General features: G+C 72.8%; 15 protein-coding genes and 1 pseudogene. 5 read left to right on the forward strand and 11 right to left on the reverse strand.

Going from position 1 to position 18,364, the window contains the following annotated elements; translation table 11 throughout:
* Both VFJ94_RS02715 and VFJ94_RS02720 read right to left on the reverse strand, forming a co-directional pair.
* A partial coding sequence (locus VFJ94_RS02715; RefSeq protein WP_325002642.1) for a hypothetical protein occupies positions 1-642 on the reverse strand: 642 nt, incomplete at its 3' end.
* Positions 642-1,289, reverse strand: a pseudogene (locus VFJ94_RS02720) (response regulator transcription factor); the annotation flags it as partial. The gene VFJ94_RS02715 and the pseudogene VFJ94_RS02720, both read right to left, overlap by 1 nt.
* A gap of 95 nt (positions 1,290-1,384) precedes the next feature.
* Between VFJ94_RS02720 and VFJ94_RS02725 the strand changes: the two are divergent.
* The 4 genes from VFJ94_RS02725 (at position 1,385) to VFJ94_RS02740 (ending at position 5,020) form a co-directional block, all read left to right on the forward strand.
* Positions 1,385-2,512, forward strand: coding sequence for a LolA family protein (locus tag VFJ94_RS02725; protein ID WP_325002643.1), 1,128 nt, complete (start codon positions 1,385-1,387; stop codon positions 2,510-2,512).
* A complete protein-coding gene (locus VFJ94_RS02730; protein ID WP_325002644.1) occupies positions 2,509-3,507 on the forward strand; it encodes an ABC transporter ATP-binding protein in 999 nt (332 codons plus the stop codon). The genes VFJ94_RS02725 and VFJ94_RS02730 overlap by 4 nt, the downstream gene beginning before the upstream one ends.
* The gene (locus tag VFJ94_RS02735) at positions 3,494-4,354 is read left to right on the forward strand and encodes an ABC transporter permease (RefSeq protein ID WP_325002645.1); all 861 of its coding nucleotides are present in this window, start codon (positions 3,494-3,496) and stop codon (positions 4,352-4,354) included. The genes VFJ94_RS02730 and VFJ94_RS02735 overlap by 14 nt, the downstream gene beginning before the upstream one ends.
* Before the next feature lie 93 nt (positions 4,355-4,447).
* Positions 4,448-5,020 (forward strand): hypothetical protein, encoded by a 573-nt coding sequence (locus tag VFJ94_RS02740; protein WP_325002646.1) that lies wholly within the window; start codon positions 4,448-4,450, stop codon positions 5,018-5,020.
* A gap of 107 nt (positions 5,021-5,127) precedes the next feature.
* Here the strand turns inward: VFJ94_RS02740 and clpB are convergent, their stop codons facing one another.
* From clpB to VFJ94_RS02785, 9 genes are all read right to left on the reverse strand, one after another.
* On the reverse strand, positions 5,128-7,686 hold the full coding sequence (gene clpB / locus VFJ94_RS02745; protein WP_325002647.1) for an ATP-dependent chaperone ClpB: 2,559 nt from the start codon (positions 7,684-7,686) through the stop codon (positions 5,128-5,130).
* 289 nt (positions 7,687-7,975) lie between these two features.
* Positions 7,976-8,425, reverse strand: coding sequence for a heat shock protein transcriptional repressor HspR (locus tag VFJ94_RS02750; RefSeq protein ID WP_325002648.1), 450 nt, complete (start codon positions 8,423-8,425; stop codon positions 7,976-7,978).
* A gap of 49 nt (positions 8,426-8,474) precedes the next feature.
* The gene (locus tag VFJ94_RS02755; protein ID WP_325002649.1) at positions 8,475-9,482 is read right to left on the reverse strand and encodes a DnaJ C-terminal domain-containing protein; all 1,008 of its coding nucleotides are present in this window, start codon (positions 9,480-9,482) and stop codon (positions 8,475-8,477) included.
* A 71-nt stretch (positions 9,483-9,553) separates the two neighbouring features.
* The gene (locus tag VFJ94_RS02760) at positions 9,554-10,282 is read right to left on the reverse strand and encodes a nucleotide exchange factor GrpE (protein ID WP_325002650.1); all 729 of its coding nucleotides are present in this window, start codon (positions 10,280-10,282) and stop codon (positions 9,554-9,556) included.
* Positions 10,279-12,189, reverse strand: coding sequence for a molecular chaperone DnaK (gene dnaK / locus VFJ94_RS02765; RefSeq protein WP_325002651.1), 1,911 nt, complete (start codon positions 12,187-12,189; stop codon positions 10,279-10,281). The genes VFJ94_RS02760 and dnaK overlap by 4 nt, the downstream gene beginning before the upstream one ends.
* A 445-nt stretch (positions 12,190-12,634) precedes the next feature.
* Positions 12,635-13,957, reverse strand: a complete 1,323-nt coding sequence (locus VFJ94_RS02770; protein ID WP_325002652.1) for a cation:proton antiporter — start codon at positions 13,955-13,957, stop codon at positions 12,635-12,637.
* Between the two features lie 110 nt (positions 13,958-14,067).
* A complete protein-coding gene (locus tag VFJ94_RS02775; protein WP_325002653.1) occupies positions 14,068-15,000 on the reverse strand; it encodes a cation diffusion facilitator family transporter in 933 nt (310 codons plus the stop codon).
* Positions 14,993-15,736 carry a dienelactone hydrolase family protein gene (locus tag VFJ94_RS02780; protein WP_325002654.1) on the reverse strand — a complete coding sequence of 248 codons (744 nt, stop codon included), beginning with the start codon at positions 15,734-15,736 and terminating at the stop codon, positions 14,993-14,995. The genes VFJ94_RS02775 and VFJ94_RS02780 overlap by 8 nt, the downstream gene beginning before the upstream one ends.
* A 53-nt stretch (positions 15,737-15,789) precedes the next feature.
* Positions 15,790-17,607, reverse strand: a complete 1,818-nt coding sequence (locus VFJ94_RS02785; RefSeq protein WP_325002655.1) for an alpha/beta hydrolase — start codon at positions 17,605-17,607, stop codon at positions 15,790-15,792.
* A gap of 67 nt (positions 17,608-17,674) precedes the next feature.
* Here VFJ94_RS02785 and VFJ94_RS02790 point away from each other — a divergent pair.
* On the forward strand, positions 17,675-18,364 hold a 690-nt coding region (locus VFJ94_RS02790; RefSeq protein WP_325002656.1), incomplete at its 3' end, for an alpha/beta fold hydrolase.

The following is an 18,364-nucleotide window of genomic DNA, read 5'->3' on the forward strand; positions in this document are numbered from 1 at the left end:
AGCTCGTGCGCGGCGTCCGCGACGAATGCGCGCTGGGTGCGCCGGGCCGCGGCCACCCGGTCGAGCATGGCGTTGAGGGTCGTCGCGAGGGCGTGGATCTCGTCGCGTGATGGCGGCCAGAGCGCCGAGCAGGAGTGGGAAGAGCACGAGGAGCAGGGTGCGCAGCGTCCGCCCGCTCGCCTCGACGTCGGCGGTGGGGGCCACCGCGACCACGGTGACGCGGGCACCCGAGGGACCGGTCTCGACGGCCGCGACCTGGAGCGCTCCCGACAGGCCCGTCCGGTTGCCCGGGACGACCACGGTCTCCCCCGCCACCGCCGCCCGGCGCTCGTCGTCGGTGACGAGCGGGGTGAGGCGGTCGGCGGTCACCGAGCCGCCCACGACCCGGCCGTTGCCGTCGATGACCTGCACCACCTGGGCCCCCGACACCGGGACCGGGTCCGGCAGCCGACCGGCGTCCACGAGGGCCGCGACGTCCCGCGCGACGCTCTGCGCCGCGACCTGCACCGAGTGGCGCAGCGACGTCGTGAGGATGCCATAGAGCAGGACGCCTCCGGCGAGCAGCGCCGTGGCCACCGCCAGGAGGCTGGCGACGAGGAGCCGGGCGCGAATCGTGCGCCGGGCGAACGGGCTGGGCGTCATGGCGCCAGCCGGTAGCCGACGCCCCGCACGGTCTCGATGCGCGACCGCCCGAGCTTGCGCCGCAGGTAGCCGACATAGACCTCCACGACGTTGGCGTCCTCGCCCGCGCCCCACACCCGGTCGAGCAGCTCCTCCTTGCCCACCACGGCAGGGTGGGCCCGCAGGAGGTGCTCAAGGAGCAGGAACTCCCGCGGCGACAGGGACACCTCGCGGCCGTCGGCGTGCACCCGGTGCGCCGCCGGGTCGAGGGTGAGTCCGCCTGCGGCGAGGACCACCGGGCGCGGGGCCGGGTCACGGCGCAGCAGCGCCCGCAGCCGGGAGAGGAGGACGACGAACGAGAAGGGCTTCGTGAGGTAGTCGTCCGCGCCGTAGTCGAGCGCGTCGGCCTCGTCGTACTCGCCGTCCTTGGCGGTGAGGACGAGGACGGGCACCCAGTTCCCCTCCTCGCGCAGCGTGCGCACGACGGTGTAGCCCGACATCCTCGGCAGCATGAGGTCGAGGACGACCACGTCGTAGGACCCGAAGCGGGCGGCCTCCAGCCCGGACTCGCCGTCTGCGACGTGGTCGACGACGAAGCCCTCGGCCCCGAGGCCGCGCACGAGCGCGGCGGCCATCCGGGCCTCGTCCTCGACGAGCAGCAGGCGCACGCCCCCACCTTGACACGGACCCCGGGGACTGGCCCGCCCCCTCGGGCCGCGGGGTCTCAGCGTCGTCACAGGACGCGCGGAGCACGATGGGTGGCATGACGTACTTCGCCTCGCACCCCGCGGCCCGGTGGGCGCTGCCCGTGGCGGCCGTCGCCCTCATCGGCGGCACGACGCTCGCCCTGAACCGCACGGCATACGCGGACGCGGGGCTCCCGGCGCGCACCGCCGCCCAGCTGCTCGCAGACGTGCAGCACGCGCAGGTCGAGGGGCTGTCGGGGACGGTCGTGCAGACCGCCGACCTCGGCCTGCCCCAGGTGCCGGGCGCCGCCAAGCCGGGCGGCGGCCAGGCCTCCCTGACCTCGCTCGTCTCCGGCACGCACACGTGGCGGGTGTGGTTCTCCGGCCCCGACCAGCAGCGGCTCGCCCTCGTGGGAGCGCTCGGGGAGTCGGACGTCATCCGCAACGGCTCCGACGTGTGGGTGTGGTCGAGCACGGACAAGACCGCGGTGCACTCGAAGCTGCCCGCGCACGCCGGCACCCCCGCCCCCGCCCCCGACCGGTCGGCTCTGCCCCGCACGCCTGACGAGGCCGCCCGGCTCGCGCTCGACGCGATGTCACCGACCACGCAGGTCACGACGTCGGGCACCGCCGTCGTCGCGGGACGCGACGCCTACGAGCTCGTCCTCGCGCCGCGGGACCGCACGACCCGGGTGGCCCAGGTGCGCATCGCCATCGACGCCGAGAAGCACCTGCCGCTGCGGGTGCAGGTCTACTCCACCAAGGCCGGCAACCCCGCCTTCGAGGTCGGCTTCACCGCCGTCGACTTCGCGCGGCCCGACGCCCGCCAGTTCGCGTTCAACCCACCGCCCGGCACCGCCGTCACCGAGTCCGGAGCCCTCAAGGCCGGCGGCGGGACGAACCCGGCCCCCTCCACCGGGTCCGTCCCGCCCGTCGACGCGGCGTCGCGGCCCCGCGTCGTCGGCACCGGGTGGAGCTCGGTCGTCGTGGCGAAGCTCCCGGCGCTGCCTGCACAGGCCTCCGGGTCGAGTGCGGAGCGCCAGCTCGACGGCGTCCTCCGCGCCCTGCCCCGGGCCTCCGGCTCGTGGGGCAGTGGCCGGGTCCTCGACGGCACGCTGGTGTCCGCGGTCGTCAGCGACGACGGCCGAGTGGCCATCGGTGCGGTCGGTCCGGACCAGCTGTATGCCGCGCTGGCCGCCCGATGACGTCGACAGCCAGCGCGGCGGTGGGCTTGGCTGCGCGCCCGCTCGCCGGACCGGGCCGTCCGGATGGCGAACTCGCCATCTCGACCTCCGGCCTGACGAAGCGCTTCGGGTCGCAGCTCGCCGTCGACGCCATCGACCTGGAGGTTCCGCCCGGGTCGGTCTACGGGTTCCTCGGGCCCAACGGGTCGGGCAAGACGACGACGATCCGCATGCTCCTCGGCCTCGTCGGGCCCTCGGCAGGGGGCTGCACGGTGCTCGGCCGGCCGATGCCGGCCAGTACGGGCGACGTCCTGCCGCGGGTGGGCGCCCTCGTCGAGGGACCGGCCTTCCACCCCTACCTCTCCGGCCGGGACAACCTCGCGCGCCTCGACGCGGCGGACCTCCGCGCCGACCCGAGGACGCTGCGGCCCCGGGTCGACGCGGCGCTCGACCGGGTCGGCCTGCTCGCCGCAGCCGGCAAGCGCTACCGGGCCTACTCGCTCGGCATGCGCCAGCGCCTGGCCATCGCGGCGGCCCTGCTCGCACCGCGGGACCTGCTCGTGCTCGACGAGCCGACCAACGGCCTTGACCCGCAAGGGACCCGCGAGGTGCGCCACCTGATCGGGTCGCTCGCGGCCGACGGCACGACAGTGTTCGTCTCGAGCCACCTGCTGTCCGAGGTCGAGCAGATCTGCACCCATCTCGGCGTCATGAGCGAGGGCCGGCTCGTCGCCCAGGGCACGACCGCGGCCGTGCGCGGCGCCTCCTCCCGGGTGGCGCGGGTCACGACTGGGCAGCCCGAGCAGGCGGCCCGGGTGCTGCGCGAGCTCGGGCTCGGCGGCGTCGAGGTCGCCGACGGCGAGGTGCGCGGCATACCAGGCGATGTTCCCAGCGAGCGGATCGTGTCCGCCCTCGTCCACGACGGCGTGGGGGTCCGGTCCTTCGTCGTGTCCTCGCCCAGCCTCGAGGACCTCTTCGTCGCGCTCACCGGGGAGGGGTTCGATGTCAGCGGCTGACCTGCCTGCCGTCGCCGGCCCGCGCCGGGAGTGGCGCGTCCCCGGCCGGCTGCTCCGCTCCGAGCTGCGGCTCATCGCCGGGCGCCGACGCAACCAGATGGGCCTGCTCGTCCTGGCGGCCGTGCCGGTCATCATGGCGGTCGCGGTCAAGGTCTCGGCGCCGCGACCCGGGCGGGGGCCGGACTTCCTCTCGTCCGTCACGTCCAGCGGGCTCTTCGTGCCGCTGGCCGCCCTCACCGTGGAGATGACGCTCTTCCTCCCTCTCGCCATCGCCATGCTCGCCGGTGACGCCGTCGCCGGCGAGGCCAACGTCGGGACGCTGCGCTACCTGCTCACGGTCCCGGTGCGGCGTACGCGGCTGCTCGTCGTCAAGTACGTCTCGCTCTGCATCGGGGCGGTGTGGGGCGTGGGCCTCGTCGCCGTGACGGGAGGCGTCGTCGGCGTCGCGCTCTTCGGGACCGGCCCCATGGTCACCCTCTCCGGCACCCTCGTGCCCTTCTGGGAGGGGGTGTGGCGGATCGTTCTCGTCGTGCTCTACCTCAGCGCGGGCCTCGCCGGGCTGGGCGCGGTGGGGCTGTTCATCTCGACCCTCACGGAGCAGCCCATGGGGGCCACCGTGGCGTTGATGATCTTCACCATCCTGTCGTGGATCCTCGACTCCGTGCCGCAGGTGGCCTGGCTGCATCCGTGGCTCATCGTCGACCAGTGGATGGCCTTCGGGGACCTCCTGCGTGACCCGCCCGCGTGGGACAACGTCCTGCGCGGCCTGTCGGTGGACGGCGCGTATGCCGTGGTCTTCTGGCTGCTGGCGTGGGCGCGGTTCTCGAGCAAGGACATCACGAGCTGACTCGCGCTCGCGGCTGCACCGCTCACGCGGGGAATCCCGTTACGCTCGGCTCCGAGGCCGTTGCCGCCGCCTCCGCCGACGAAGGAGTCCATCGTGATCCTGCTTGGTCTGCTCCTCATCCTCCTCGCCGTGGGGGTCGGCGCCGTGACGACCGCTGCCGCGACCTCGCAGTCGGCCACGACCCGCGTCGCGATGTTCGGGCTCGAGCGCAACGCCCACCTCATCGAGCTCGTCGTCGCCGGCGCCCTGACGGTGCTGCTCTTCGCGCTCGGCTGGGCGCTCGTCTCTGCGGCCCTGCGCCGACGGGCCCGCGTCCGGCGTGAGGAGCGGGCGAGTGAGCGGGTGGCCGAGGCGGAACGCGCCGCCGAGTCGGCCCGGCTCGAGCACGAGCGGCGGCTCGAGGAGGCGGGACTGCGCGACGAGGACCTCCGCCGGCGCGAGAGCGCGCTCGACGAGCGCCAGGACCGGCTCGACGCGCGGGAACGCGAGCTCGACCGGCTGGAGGCGGCATACCGCGAGAAGGTCGGTCCGTCCGTCGCGGACGTCGTGACCGGCCGCGCAGAGGGCAACGTCCGCGAGGGCACCGCGACGTGGAGCGACGAGACGCCGCGCCAGGACCCCACCCGGCCGCTCGGCTCGCACGACGAAGGGCGCAACCGCACCTGACCCACTCGACCCGCGCCGCCCACCCGGTCGAGTGGCCACTTGCGTACACCGCCGGTGCGAACGAAAGTGGCCACTCGACGAAGCGGGGGCACGCTCCCTGGAGCCCGTTAGGACAGCACGAGCGCCTGGCCCTCGGGGTCGACGTCGACCGTGACGGTCGAGCCGTCGCGGACCTCGCCCGCGAGCAGCGTCCGGGCCAGCCGGTCGCCGATCTCCCGCTGGACGAGCCGGCGCAGCGGACGAGCGCCGTATGCCGGGTCGAACCCCCTGCGCGCCAGCCAGTCCCGCGCCGCGTCCGTGACCTGCAGCGCGATCCGCCGGTCCGTGAGCCGGGCACCGAAGCCTTTCACCTGCAGGTCGACGATGTGCGCCAGGTCCTCCTCGGACAGCGCGTCGAAGACGACGACCTCGTCGAGCCGGTTGAGGAACTCCGGTTTGAAGGACGAGCGGACGACGCCGAGCACCGCCTCGCGCTTGGCCTCCGGGCTCATCGTCGGGTCGACGAGGTAGTGCGAGCCGAGGTTGGAGGTCAGCACGAGGATGACGTTGCGGAAGTCGACCGTGCGGCCCTGGCCGTCGGTGAGTCGGCCGTCGTCGAGCACCTGCAGCAGGATGTCGAAGGTCTCCGGGTGCGCCTTCTCCACCTCGTCCAGCAGGACGACCGAGTAGGGCCGCCGCCGGACCGCCTCGGTGAGCTGGCCGCCCTCCTCATAGCCGACGTAGCCGGGGGGCGCGCCGATGAGCCGGGCGACGGAGTGCCGCTCCGAGTACTCGGACATGTCGATCCGGACCATCGCCCGCTCGTCGTCGAAGAGGAAGTCGGCGAGCGACTTGGCCAGCTCCGTCTTGCCGACACCGGTCGGGCCGAGGAAGAGGAACGACCCGGTGGGCCGGTCCGGGTCGGACACCCCGGCCCTGCTGCGCCGCACGGCGTCGGACACGGCCCGCACCGCGGCCTCCTGCCCGACGAGCCGGGCCGCGAGGTGCTCCTCCATGTGGAGCAGCTTCTCGGTCTCGCCCTCGAGCAGCCGACCGGCGGGGATGCCGGTCCACGAGGAGATGACGTCGGCGATGTCGTCCGCGCCGACCTCCTCCTTGACCATGGGCTCCTCGCCGCCGCGGGCCGCCTCGCGCTCCTGTGCGAGCGCGAGCTGCTTCTCGAGCTCGGGGATGTCGCCGTAGAGGATCTTCGACGCGCCGGCGAGGTCGCCCTCCCGCTGGAGCCGCTCGGCCTGGGTGCGCGCGTCGTCGATCCGGGCCTTGAGCTCACCGACAGCGTTGAGGCCGGCCTTCTCGGCCTCCCACCGGGCGGTCAGCGCGGCGAGCTCCTCCGAGCGGTCAGCCAGGTCCTTGCGCAGTCGCTCCAGCCGCTCGCGGGAGGCATCGTCGGTCTCCTGCTCGAGGGCGAACTCCTCCATCTTGAGCCGGTCGACGGCGCGGCGCAGCTGGTCGATTTCGACGGGCGAGCTGTCGATCTCCATGCGCAGCCGGGAAGCCGCCTCGTCGATGAGGTCGATGGCCTTGTCGGGCAGCTGGCGGCCGGAGATGTAGCGGTCCGACAGCGTCGCCGCGGCGACGAGGGCGGAGTCGGCGATGGTCACCTTGTGGTGCGACTCGTAGCGGTCCTTGAGGCCGCGCAGGATCGCGACCGTGTCCTCGACCGAGGGCTCGCCGATGAAGACCTGCTGGAACCGGCGCTCGAGCGCGGCGTCCTTCTCGATGTGCTTGCGGTACTCGTCGAGGGTCGTCGCGCCGACGAGCCGCAGCTCACCCCGCGCCAGCATGGGCTTGAGCATGTTGCCGGCGTCCATGGCTCCCTCGCCGCCGGCACCGGCGCCGACGACGGTGTGGATCTCGTCGATGAACGTCACGATCTGGCCGTTGGAGTTCTTGATCTCCTCGAGCACGGCCTTGAGCCGCTCCTCGAACTCACCGCGGTACTTCGCACCGGCCACCATGGCGGCGAGGTCGAGGCTGATGAGGGTCTTGTCCCGCAGCGACTCCGGCACGTCTCCGGCCACGATGCGCTGCGCGAGGCCCTCGACGACGGCCGTCTTGCCGACCCCGGGCTCACCGATGAGGACGGGGTTGTTCTTGGTGCGCCGTGACAGCACCTGCACGACGCGGCGGATCTCCGTGTCGCGACCGATGACGGGGTCGAGCTTGCCGTCGCGCGCGGCGGCCGTCAGGTCGGTGCCGTACTTCGCGAGGGCCTCGTAGGTCGCCTCCGGGTTCTCCGAGGCGACGGTGCGGCCGCCGCGCAGCTCGGGGATGGCCGTCTCGATGGCGTCCGCGTCGAGCCCGAAGCCACCGGTCCGCGCGATGGCGAGGAGGAGGTGGTCCGTGGAGACGTAGGAGTCGCCCATCGAGGTCATGAGCGTCTGGGCGGTCTGCACCACGCCGAGACCACTGCGAGACAGCTGCGGGGGCTGGGTCGCGCCGGAGACCTGCGGCAGGCGGGCCAGAGCGGCCTCCGCCTCCTTCGTCGCGAGCGCCACGGAGGAGCCCGCTGCTTCGAGGAGGGCGGAGGTGGTGGTGGTGCCGGACTGGGCCGCGAGCGCGAGCAGCAGGTGGGCCGGCTCGATGTTCGGGTGGTGCTTCGCGGCCGCCGTGGTGGCGGCCTGGGCGAAGGCTTCCTGTGCCTTGGTGGTCAGTTGAAGGTCCATGCGGGCTCCCTGGGTCCGGATGTGGGGATCTGCTGTGGTCAACCGCCCCGAAGTTGAGTGTATTCCACTCACCTTTGCAACAGTGGGCGCTCCCGTATGCCGCACCCATCGGCCCGAGCCACCCTGAGGGTCTGTAGCCACCCTCACGGTCTGGAGCCACCCTCACGGTCTGTAGCGACCCGCCTACCGGTGGCTCCGTGCCGGGAGGGTGGCTCGGTGCCGCCAGGGTGGCTCGGTGCCGCGAGGGTGGCTCGGTGCCGCGAGGGCGCCCCGCGGGGGGATATGCCGCTCAGCCGCCGTCGGGCCGCCACACGACGAGCGCCTGCGACGACGGCATACGGGGCGGGCGCTGCCCCGGGCGCACGGCCACGACGTCACCGCGCGCCCCTGCCGCGAAGACCCGGCTCTGGGCGCCCAGGGCGGCCCGCGTCGCCTCCAGCTCGGCGGTCAACCGCTCGATGCGGGCCTCCAGGGCGTCCACGTGCGTCTCGAGGTCGAGGATCCGCTGGATGCCCACGAGGGACACCCCTTCCTGCGACAGGCGCTGGACCTCACGAAGCAGCTGCACGTCGCGGCCGCTGTAGCGCCGGCCACCGCCGCGGGTCCGCTGCGGGGAGACGAGCCCGAGGCGGTCGTACTGGCGCAGCGTCTGCGCATGCATGCCGGCCAGCTCGGCCGCCACGGAGATGACGAAGACGGGCGTGTCGTCGTCGTGCTCGGCCCGAGGCACCTGCGCCATCCCCATCACCACCCTGTCGTCATCGTCCCAGTCGTCAGCGTCCGAGTCGTCAGCGGCGGACCCGCTCGAACAGCTCCGCCCGGGGGTCGAAGCCGTTCTCCGCCTGCTGCATCTTCTCGATCACCGCGCGGGCCTCGTCCGTGAGCCGCTGGGGCACGACGACCTGCACCTTGGCCAGCAGGTCACCGACGTGGGACCCGCGCTTGACACCCCGGCCCTTGAGGCGCAGCACGCGTCCGCTGGGCGTGCCCGGCGCGATCTTCACCTTGACCGGCGTGCCGTCGAGGGTGGGCACCGACACCGTCGCCCCGAGAGCGGCCTCGGCGAAGGTCACCGGCAGGTCGACGGTGAGGTTGTCGCCCTCCCGCCCGAAGACCGGGTGCGGCTCCACCGAGACCGTGAGGATGAGGTCGCCGTCGGGGGCCCCGGGGTCGCCCTTGAGGCCCTTGCCGCGCAGCCGGATCTTGGCGCCGTCCTTGACCCCGGAGGGGATCCGCGCGTTGACCCGCCCGATCTCGGGTGACGTGAGCGTCACCGTCGAGCCCTCGACCGCCTCCCGGAAGCCGATCCGGGTCGAGGCCTGCACGTCCGTCCCCGGTCGCGGCCCCGCCGGGGCGCCGAAGCCCGGGAAGCCCCCGGCGCCCCGTCCGCCGGCGAACATCCCGCCGAGGAGGTCCTCGAGGTTGGGCTGCGCCCCGCCGCCCCCCGTGGAGAAGCGGATCCGCTGGCCACCGGGCCCGCCGGCGCCGCCGAAGGCGGAGAAGATGTCCTCGAAGTTGCCGCCCGCCCCCGGGCCGCCGGCGCTGAACCGGGCCCCGCCGTGCGACATGGCCCGCACCGCGTCGTACTCGCGGCGCTGCTCCGGGTCGGAGAGCACGGCATACGCCTCGCCGATCTCCTTGAAGCGCTCCTCCGCCGCCCGGTCCCCGTGCGCGTGGTCGGGGTGCATCGTCCGGGCGAGCTTGCGGTAGGTCTTCTTGATCGTCGCGGCATCCGCGTCCTGCGGCACGCCGAGGATCGCGTAGAAGTCCTTTTCGAACCAGTCCTGGCTAGCCATCTCGGCGCACCTCCTCCTGCTGATTGTGCTGTATGCCGTCCCGCTGGCTCAGGCGGGAACGGCACCTGGTCTCAGGCCGGGTCGGCAACCGAGACCCGGGCGGCCCGGATGACACGATCGCCGTTGCGGTAGCCCGGCTGGAGCACCTGGACCACCGTCGTCCCGGACGCCCCCTCGGGCAGCTCGGCCTCGACGTGCATGAGCGCCTCGTGGACGGTGGGATCGAACTCCTCCCCCGCCGCGCCGATGCGCTCGATCCCGAACCGGCCGAGCACGCCCTCGAGCTTGTCGGCGATCGCCGCGAACGGCCCCGAGTCGAGGTCCCCCGCCTGCCGGGCCATGTAGATGTCGTCGAGGACCGGCAGCAGCGCCTCGATGACCGACGTGACGGCGCTCGCCCGGATGAGGTCGCGGTCCCGGTCGACCCGCTTCTTGTAGTTGACGTACTCCGCCTGCAGGCGCTGCAGGTCCACGAGCAGGCTGGCCGCGAGGCGGTCCTCCTCGTCGAGGTCGGTGGTCTCCTGCTGCGCGGTCTCCTGCTCCGGGGACTCCTGCTGCGCGGTCTCCTGCTGCGGCTCGCCGGTCGGGGCGTGGTCGAACTCGTCCTCGCCGCCCGGCTCCGCCGAGGCACCCGGGCCGCCCTCGGAGTAGCGCGGCGGGGTCGGGTCGGCGTGCGGCAGGTCGTCGCCGTAGCCGGTCGTCGTCTCCTGCGTCCCCTCGCCCGCGGGGCCGGGGGCGCCGGCGGTGCCGGCGCCCTCGACCTCGTCGCGGACCTCGGGACTGGTTGCCGAGTCGCTCACTTGGCCTCCCTCGCGTCCTCCTCGTCGATGACCTCGGCGTCGACGACGTCGTCGTCAGCCGCCCCACGGGCGGACCCGCCGTCGGACGGCGCCGACTGGGCACCCGCACCGGCCGACGCGCCGGCGGACGCGGACGCCTGGTCGGCGGCATACACCGCCTGTCCCATCGCCTGGGACTTCTCGTTGAGCGTCTCGGTCTTGGCCTTGATGTCGTCGATCGACGCGCCGGAGCCGTCCTTGATCGCGTCCTTGAGGTCGCCGAGCGCCGCCTCGACGGGCGTCTTGACGTCGGTCGGGACCTTGTCGCCGGACTCCTTGAGGAAGTGCTCGGTCGAGTAGACGAGCTGCTCCGCGGTGTTGCGCACCTCGGCCTCCTCACGCCGCTGACGGTCCTCCTCGGCGTGCGCCTCGGCGTCCTTGACCATCCGCTCGATGTCCTCCTTGGACAGGGCCGAGCCGCCGGTGATCGTCATCTTCTGCTCCTTGCCGGTGCCCTGGTCCTTGGCGGAGACGTTGACGATGCCGTTGGCGTCGATGTCGAAGGTGACCTCGATCTTGGGCACGCCGCGCGGGGCGGGGGCGATGCCGGTCAGCTCGAAGGTGCCGAGCGACTTGTTGTGCTGGGCGATCTCCCGCTCCCCCTGGAAGACCTGGATGAGCACCGACGGCTGGTTGTCCTCGGCCGTCGTGAAGATCTCCGAGCGCTTCGTCGGGATGGCGGTGTTGCGCTCGATGAGCTTGGTCATCAGGCCGCCCTTGGTCTCGATGCCGAGCGAGAGCGGCGTGACGTCGATGAGCAGCACGTCCTTGCGCTCGCCCTTGAGGACGCCGGCCTGCAGCGAGGCGCCGATGGCGACGACCTCGTCGGGGTTGACGCCCTTGTTGGGCTCCTTGCCGCCCGTCAGCTCCTTGACGAGGTTGGTCACGGCCGGCATCCGGGTCGAGCCGCCGACGAGGACGACGTGGTCGATCTCGGACAGCTTGATGCCGGCGTCCTCGATGACCTTGTGGAACGGCGCCTTGGTCCGGTCGAGCAGGTGCTTGGTCATCTGCTCGAACTGGGCGCGGGTGAGCGTCTCGTCGAGGTGGATGGGGCCCTCGGGCGTCATGGAGATGTACTGCGCCGAGATGTTGGTGCTCGTCGCGGTGGACAGCTCCTTCTTCGCCCGCTCGGCCTCGTCCCGCAGGCGCTGCATCGCGATCTTGTCCTTGGAGAGGTCCTGCCCGGTCTTGTTCTTCACCTGGGTGATCAGGTGCTGGACGATGACCTCGTCCCAGTCGTCGCCACCGAGGTGGTTGTCGCCGCTCGTGGCGCGGACCTGGATCGTCGAGAAGTTGTCCTCGGGGTCCTTGCCCACCTCGAGGAGGGACACGTCGAAGGTGCCGCCACCGAGGTCGAAGACGAGGATGAGCTCGTCCTCCTTGCCCTTGTCGAGGCCGTAGGCAAGGGCCGCCGCCGTCGGCTCGTTGATGATGCGCAGGACGTTGAGGCCCGCGATCTCGCCGGCCTCCTTGGTGGCCTGCCGCTCCGCGTCGTCGAAGTATGCCGGGACGGTGATCACGGCGTCGGTCACGGTCTCGCCGAGGTAGGACTCCGCGTCGCGCTTGAGCTTCTGCAGGATGCGGGCGCTGATCTCCTGGGCCGTGTAGCGCTTGCCGTCGATCTCCGGCGACTTCCAGTCAGTGCCCATGTGGCGCTTGACGGAGCGGATGGTCCGGTCGACGTTGGTGACGGCCTGGCGCTTGGCGACCTCGCCGACGAGCACCTCGCCGCTCTTGGAGAACGCGACCACGGACGGCGTGGTGCGGCCACCCTCCGCGTTCGCGATGATGGTGGGCTCGCCGCCTTCGAGGACGGCGACGGCCGAGTTGGTGGTGCCGAGGTCGATTCCGACCGCACGTGCCATGGGTGTGTCTCCTTCTGGTCTGCCGTATGCCGCCGGGCCCGGACCGCTTCGGGGCCCTGCGCGGCGTCGTGGCGGGGTCTGCTTGAGGTGGTTCTCGCCAAATCTGCTACCGCGACCCGGCGCTTGTCAAAGTCACGCTCGCAAATCTTGCGCTCACCAGACTCAACTTTGCGACTCGCCGAGTTGTTCCCTGACGCTCAGACGTCTGGGATGGCGTCAGGTTGCCGAGCTCAACATGCTCAAGCGCCGCACCGGCTGGCGATGGAAGGTGATGCAGCAGCATCCCGGGCTGGACGCCCGGATCGAGCGGCTGTCCGAGGCGGCAGAAGGCACCCAGCCCGCCAACCGTCGAGGTGAGCTTCGTCGGACGGCTGCATCGTGGCGACATCGGAGGTCTTCCGGCACCAGGCGCCGGGAAACCTACGACGACCCCCGTCCCACGCGGTCAGGAGACGCGAGCGCCGCGACGCCGGTCGAGCCTCGCCATCACCGGCGTCGCGAGGATGCCGTGCACGAACACCGACAGGGCGATGGTGAACGCGACCGTCGCCCACAGCCAGCGCTCCTCCGGGAAGGCGTGCTGGCCGGCGGCATACGCGAGGTAGTAGATCGAGCCGACACCGCGCACGCCGAAGAACGCCGTCGCCAGCCGTTCCGGGCGGGTCAGCCCTCCAGGGAAGCGGGCGGCGCGGGAGCGAAGGAACAGGCTCACCCAGCCCGCTGCCGGGCGGATGACGAAGACGAGCACGACCGCGACGGTCACACCACGCCAGTCGAGGGGGCCGAGCAGTCCGCGGGTCATCGCCATGCCGAGGAGCAGCAGGATGATGAGCGTGAGGAGCCGCTCGAGCCGCTCGATGACCTCGTGCATCGACCGGTGGTAGGCGTGGCTGCGCTCGGCTGCCCGTAGCGCCATGCCGCACGCGAAGACGGCGAGGAAGCCGTAGCCGCCGACGATCTCGCTGAGGCCATAGGTCGTCACGAGCGCGGCGAGGGCGAGGAGCGGCTCACCCTGCTCGGCGAGACGCAGCGCCTCGGTGGTCGACCGGAAGGCCACCTTGGCGAGCGTCCACCCGACGAGGACACCGACGAGCGCGCCCAGGACGACCTTGCCCACGAGCTCCCAGACGACCCACCCGCCCAGCCAGTCCCCGACCGGACCACGCGCGGCGAGGAAGAGGGCGGCATACACGAAGGGGAAGGCGAGCCCGTCGTTGAGACCTGCCTCTGAGGTGAGGGCGAAGCGGACGTCGTCGTCCTCGTCGATCTCGTGCTCCTCAACCTCCTCGTCCGCACCCTCCTCGATGACGTGTGGCCCGGCCACCTGGACGTCGCCCGCGAGGACGGGGTCGGTCGGCGCCAGCACCGCCCCGAGCAGGAGCGCCACGGCCGGGGTGAGCCCCAGCACGGTCCAGCCGAGCAGCCATACCGCCCCGATGGTCAGGGGCATGGCGAGCAGGAGCAGCCGCCACGTCGGCGACCAGGCAGCCCAGGACGCCCGGGTGCGCAGCAGGAAGGGACGGTCGAGGGCAAGGCCCACCCCCATGAGGGCGACGAGCACGGCCAGCTCGCTGAGGCGCTGGATCGTCGGGCGCAGGGCCACCGGGTCGAGGCTCAGGCCCGGGGGCGGCGGGAGCAGTCCGATCGCCATGCCGAGCACGAGGAGCACCATGGGCGCCGAGACGGCATACCGGCGCAGCGCGATGGGGAGCACCGCGGCGAGGAGCAGGGCCACCCCGCCGATGAGGTAGACGACGTTGGATGACATCGCTGCCCATCGTGCCAGTCGGCGACACGTGGAACCGGCGGGGACCCCGCCGGACCTCGGTGGCCGGCACCCCTCGGCTCCAGTGCGCGCCGCCCTAGTGCGCCCCCGCCCTAGTGCGCGCCGCTCTCGTGCAGGGCGTGGCCGGCCGGTTCGAGCTGGAAGGTGGAGTGCTCCACGTCGAAGTGCCCGTGCAGGCACGCCTGGACCTGGTCCAGCAGCTGCGGCGCGTGACCGTCCGTGAAGCACGAGTCGTCGACGACGAGGTGCGCCGAAAGGGTGGGCAGGTCGGAGGTGACCGTCCAGACGTGCAGGTCGTGGACGTCGTGGATGTGGTCGACCTCGAGGAGGTGGCTGCGCACGTGTGCGAGGTCCATGCCCTCCGGCGCGACCTCGAGCAGGATGCGGCCGGAGTCACGCAGCAGGCCCCACGCGGCGTGGACCATGAGTGCGACCACGAGCAGGGACGCGACAGCGTCCGCGCGCGTCCAGCCGGTCAGGATGACGACCACCCCGGCGACGGCCGTGCCGACGAAGCCGTAGAGGTCGGTGAGGATGTGCTGGTAGGCGCCCTCGACGTTGAGGCTGGTGCGGTTCGCCCGGGCCAGCAGCCACGCCGCCACGAGGTTGACTCCGACGCCCACGAGCGCGACGACGAGCATCGGGGCGCCTTCCACCGTCGGGGGCTGGACGAGGCGACGGATCGCCTCGACGCCGACGACTCCGGCCACGACGAGCAGGGTGATGCCGTTGGCGGCGGCGGAGAGAATCTCGGCGCGCTTCCACCCGAACGTCCACGACCCCCGGGCGGGACGGTCGGCCAGCCGCATGGCCCACAGCGCCGCTGCAATGGCGCCCACGTCGGAGAGCATGTGGCCGGCGTCCGAGAGCAGGGCCAGCGAACTGGACGCGACCGCCACGATGACCTCGCCCACGAGGAACGCGACGAGCAGGGCCAGGGCCAGGCGTAGGTAGCGCCGGTCCGCGTCCGCGGCGACGCCATGGGAGTGGCCGTCCGCCCCGTGGCCGTGCCGTGGGTCAGCCACGTCGGCCCAGGTGACGGTCGAGGAAGGCGAGGGTGCGCTGCCAGGCGTCCGTCGCGGCCGGCTGGACGTAGCGAGGGCTCGTGTCGTTGAAGAAGGCGTGCCCCGCACCGGGGTAGACCTGCGCGGTGAAGTCCACGCCGGCGGCACGCATCCGCTCCTCCAGCGCCGGGACCGAGTCGGTGATGCCGTGGTCCTGCTCGCCGTAGAAGGCGAGGACCGGGCAGCCGATGGAGCGCACGTCGCCGTCCTCGGGGAAGTGCCCGTAGAACGGCACCGCGGCGCGCAACCGCGGCTCGGCGAGCGCCAGCTGGTAGGCGTACGTGCCGCCGAAGCAGAACCCGACGACGGCGACCGCGCCGTCCACGCCCGGCTGCTCGAGGCAGTAGTCGACGACCGCCCGCAGGGCCGGCACGGCCCACGCGGCGAAGTCCGGCGACCGCGCCGGCCGCATGACCGCCCGCAGCTCAGGCTGCGCCCGCGCCCGGGCCTCCTCGTCGCCGCCCGTGACCAGCGCGTGCAGGCGCTCCCCGGCCTCCGGGCTCAGCCCGACGTGCCCGAGCAGATCCGGTGCGACGGCGACGTAGCCCTCTGCCGCGAACCGGTCGGCCACGTCGGTGATGTGCTCGACCAGGCCCCAGATCTCCTGGATGACGATGACCGCTCCCCGGACCTCGCCGGTCGGGTCGCTGCGGTATGCCGTGAGCCCGTGCTCGGGGATCTCGATCAGCTCGCTCATGGGCTCAGTCTCCTCGACCTCGCGCCGTCATTTCGCGCCGTCACTTCGCGCCGTCATTTCGCCCGGTACACGGTCCGCTTCACTCCGGCGATGATCCGCGAGTAGTCGGCGGTGGGCGAGCCCCCCAGCACGGCGGCCCACGCCGGCACGAGCTCGGCGCCGTACCGGTGGCCGTAGCCGTCCGGCGGGTCGTGCCCGACGGCCATGTCCGTGGTCAGCTGCCAGAAGGTGACGAAGGGGATCCACGTCACGTCGGGGTTGACGTCGCGCCCGCGGGGCTCGCGCAGCCACTCGGGCTCGGCGCCGAGCACGGCGGGGTCCCACCACACGACCGGGTCCGAGGGGTGCTGCACGTAGACGAACCGGGGAAAAAGCCACGGCCCGAGCGGCCGGCCGTAGTAATCGGCCGTCAGCTCCGGCGGCGACGTCGCGAACCGGACGTGCCGCCCGTCCTCGACGACCGGGGCGATCGCGAGCGACCCCGGCGAGCGGGAGGCGGTCAGCTCGGCTGCGATGTCGGTGAAGCTCGGCGTGCCGATCCATACACCCCCCTGGGCCCGCGTCGTCATGTCCTCGACGTCGCGGAACGCCGCCTGCCCGCCGTAGGAGCCGAGCGACTCGCCGCCCACGACGAGCCGCGGCCGGTGCCCCTCCGGGACCTTGAGCCAGGCGGCATACACCCTGTCAAAGAGCGTCCTCCCGGCCTCGCGCACGGTGTCGCGGTCGGTCATGACCGCCATCGCGCTCGGCACGAACGAGTACTGCATCGAGGCCACGGCGCTGTCGCCGTCGCTGAGGTACTCGATCGACTGGACCGACCAGTCGTCGACCCACCCGGTGCCCGTCGAGGTGAGCACCGCGAGCACCTTGCGGTCGAAGGCGCGCGTGCGCACCAGCTCGCCGACCACCGCGTCGGCCACGTCCTCGACGGAGCGCCCCGAGGTGAGCCCGGCATAGACGCGGATCGGCTCCTTCGCCGGGCGGCCCGTCGCGGCGGAGATCGCGGCCGCGGACGGGGCGCTCGTGACGAAGAGCTGGCCCTGGAATCCCAGCCCAGACCACCGCTCTCGCGAGGCCGGGCTGCCCGAGCGCAGCGCCGACGTCGGGGGCGCACGGCCGGCTGGCGGCTGGGCGTTGGTGCGCGCCGCGGTGGCCGCGAAGCTCTGCATCACCCGGTGGAAGACGACGTTGTCGCTGACCCACGCCGTGAGCGTGGCGACGACGGCGACCGCGACCGCGGTGGCCACCGCCCGCGGCAGCACGCGGCCCGCCGCGGCGGCGACTCGGCGCGTCAGGCGCCGCAGCAGCCTCGCCACGGCGAGGAAGAGGACGGCGAGGACCAGCGCGAGGACGATGCCGCTGACCCAGTCCAGGGGCGTGGGCGCCGGGAGGTGCACGTATGCCGCCGTGCGGCCCTGGGACCGGACGTTGCCCACCGTGATGGTGACCACCGCGGCAGCGGAGGCGACATAGGCCGCTCGCCGTAGCCACGTGCCGGCCCCCGGACGCACGCTGACCTGCAGGCCCAGGATCGCGGCGACGTGCCGGGCGACCCACCCGAGCAGGACCCCGAGGCCGTAGCCGGTCGCGGCGCACAGGCCGCTGATCATGCCCTGGTAATACCACGTGCGCGGCAGGAGGCTCGGCGACCACGAGATGAGGAAGTAGGCGGCGGCGAAGAAGAGGCCGACGTGGGACAGGTGCCACCAGCCACGATCGGTCGCACGGCCCGGCGCCGGACTGGCCCCCGCGCGCGGGCGTCCGCCGCGCAGCGGGCCGCCACGGCGCAGCAGGCCGCCACGGCGCAGCAGACTGCGGCGCGCCGGGTGGGGCGCGGGCGGCCGCTGCTCGGGCACCCGCACGATGGTCATGTGCCCAAGGCTAATTCGGTGGTCCGACACCCACTGCCGGGTTGCACACACCCGCACAATGGGGTGCATGACCAGCGACCGCGGGCGCATGAGCACCTACGAGCGGAACGGCATGACCTTCGACGTCACCGACTCCGGCCCGGCGGATGGCACGCCGGTCGTCCTGCTGCACGGCTTCCCCACCGACCGGACGAGCTGGCGGCACGTCGAGCCGCTCCTGCACGAGGCGGGCCAGCGGACCTACGCCCCGGACCAGCGCGGCTACTCCCCCGGCGCGCGGCCCGGGGGGCGCACGGCATACCGGATGGAGCAGCTCGTCGCGGACGTCATCGCCCTCGTCGACGCGACCGGTCACGAGCAAGTCCACCTCGTCGGGCACGACTGGGGCGCCGCGGTGGCGTGGCTCCTGGCGGGAAACCACCCCGACCGGGTCACCTCGCTGACCGCCCTGTCCACGCCCCACCCGCGGGCGATGACGCAGGCGCTGCGCGGGGAGCAGGCGCTGCGCTCCTGGTACATGGCCGCCTTCCAGCTGCCGTTCCTTCCGGAGGCGCTCCTCGGAGCACGCTTCCGGAAGGCGCTCAGTGGTAGCGGCCTTCCGGACGAGGATCTCGAGCGGTATGCCGCCCGCCTGGCCTCGCGCGCGGCGCTGGCCGGGCCGATCAACTGGTACCGCGCCATCCCGCTCTCGCGGATCCGGGCCCGCCGGGTCACCGTGCCGACGACCTACGTGTGGGGGTCGGGCGACTTCGCCCTC

This window comes from Intrasporangium sp., assembly GCF_035688975.1.
GTDB lineage: Bacteria > Actinomycetota > Actinomycetes > Actinomycetales > Dermatophilaceae > CALMNV01.